This is a genomic window from Gemmatimonas sp., from assembly GCF_041689975.1.
Lineage (GTDB): Bacteria > Gemmatimonadota > Gemmatimonadetes > Gemmatimonadales > Gemmatimonadaceae > Gemmatimonas.
Genome location: NZ_JBDNFF010000333.1, coordinates 1 through 1,749, shown reverse-complemented (window position 1 = coordinate 1,749; position 1,749 = coordinate 1). Strand labels below are relative to the sequence as shown.

Below are 1,749 nucleotides of genomic sequence, written 5' to 3'. Positions count from 1 at the left end.
GTGAGCGCGGGACGCCGTGGACTCGAACTCTCGCTGGCGCCGATGGATCTGGTCAAGCTCGCGCGAGGCCGCACGGGCCCGATCGCGCGCGTGTAGTCAACTACTGCACCGCGCGGGGGCGCGACGGCCCTTCGGCAAGTTCATCGAGGGCAGGACCTCGGCCGCGCGCTTCCACCGGCCAGCGCGTTTCGACAACGTGTCCGCGCACGCCGATGATTTCGTCGAACAAATGGACCACGATGCAGACGTGGTTCGGCACCACGCGAACCTGATCGCCCAGACGCGGACGCCACGCGGTCTTGGAGAGGTCAAGGATGCCGTGTTCTTCCGACATCCGTGACACCACGACTTCCGGACGATCCAGCAGCGCGCCATATCCGGACCCATATCCGTCGCCTTCAGCGCGCAAGGGTTCGCGTCCCAGTGCCTTCGTGCCGGCATCGATCACGGCCTGACCTTTCACGGCTACGCTGACGACCGTAGCGAGCACGGTGAGCGCACAATCGTCCCAGTCACAGGCTCCGATCATAGCGGTTGTGCGATCGTTGTACACGTAGGTGCCCGGTCGCACTTCGTTCACGCCAGGCACTTCGTGCATACGCCACGCCGCCGGTGTCGAACCGCCGCTGATGATGCGCGGTGGCAAGCCCGCGGCGCCGAGCGCCTGCACGTAGGTCGCGATGTCCGAGCCAAGCTGCGTCAGGGCAGCCCTTTGTTCGCCCACGGCTTCCCGAATGTGCCCGGGATAGAACAGCATGCCGGCAAAGTTCAGCGCCGACGCGCGATCGATGTGCTGGGCGATCGCCACGGCACGTTCGGGCGACGACACTCCCACACGATGCATGCCGAGGTCGGCTTCTACCAACACATCGAACTGTCGCCGTCCGAGCCGGGCCGCCACGTTGAGCGCATCGAGCGCCTGCGCATCATCGACCGCCACCGTGACCCGGACATCCTGCGGCAACCGCGCCAGCCGTTCCAGTCGGGCGGCGCCCACCGGCGGATACGCCACCAGCAGGTCGTCGCACCCTTCCGCCATCACTTCGGCTTCGCGCAACGTGGCGCAGGTGAGCCCCACGGCGCCAAGACGCAACTGCTCGGCGGCGATGCGCGGCGATTTGTGCGTTTTCACATGCGGGCGCAACTGGAGACCGTGCAGGGTAGCGTACGCCGCCATCCGGTCCAGATTGAACGCGAGCCGATCCATGTCGACGATCGGTACTGGTGTCTCGAGCTGCTCGAGATACGTTGCCATCGCGCCCCCCCTTTCTTCGAGACAGAAAAATGCCACACGCTGATGCACCGTCCGGTCGTCCGTGGACTCCGGTTGTGCTACCCAACCTGCCGGCCCCTGCGGGAGCCTACTCTCCGGGCGTGCGCACCGCAAATACCGGGAGCCTGATGTTTGTTTCGGGACAGACGCCGCGCGATCAGGCCACCGGGGAGATTCTGGACGGGGACATCGAAGCCCAGACGCGTCTCACACTGGCGAACATGGAGCGCATTCTGATTGCCGGCGGCGCGACACTCGCCAATGTCGTGAGCCTTACCGTGTATCTGGCTGACGAGAACGACTGGGGTACGTTCGACCGTGTATATCGGACTGTATTCTCGCCGCCGTACCCGGCGCGCGCCGTGGTCGGTGCATCGCTGCGCGGCATTCTCGTCGAGATCTCGGCGATCGCCGCGCTCTAGGGCAGGGAGATGACACCCCCGCTGGTCGTGGTGTACGCCACGAGTCGACCGTTT

2 protein-coding genes are annotated in these 1,749 nt (G+C 65.5%); one reads left to right on the top strand and one right to left on the bottom strand.

The window, feature by feature from the left end:
* Positions 1-100: 100 nt before the first annotated feature.
* The gene (locus ACESNG_RS19720) at positions 101-1,291 is read right to left on the bottom strand and encodes an alanine racemase (RefSeq protein WP_373060680.1); all 1,191 of its coding nucleotides are present in this window, start codon (positions 1,289-1,291) and stop codon (positions 101-103) included.
* Between ACESNG_RS19720 and ACESNG_RS19715 the strand changes: the two genes are divergently transcribed.
* On the top strand, positions 1,285-1,695 hold the full coding sequence (locus tag ACESNG_RS19715; protein ID WP_373060679.1) for a RidA family protein: 411 nt from the start codon (positions 1,285-1,287) through the stop codon (positions 1,693-1,695). The genes ACESNG_RS19720 and ACESNG_RS19715 overlap by 7 nt on opposite strands.
* The last annotated feature ends 54 nt before the right edge of the window (positions 1,696-1,749 follow it).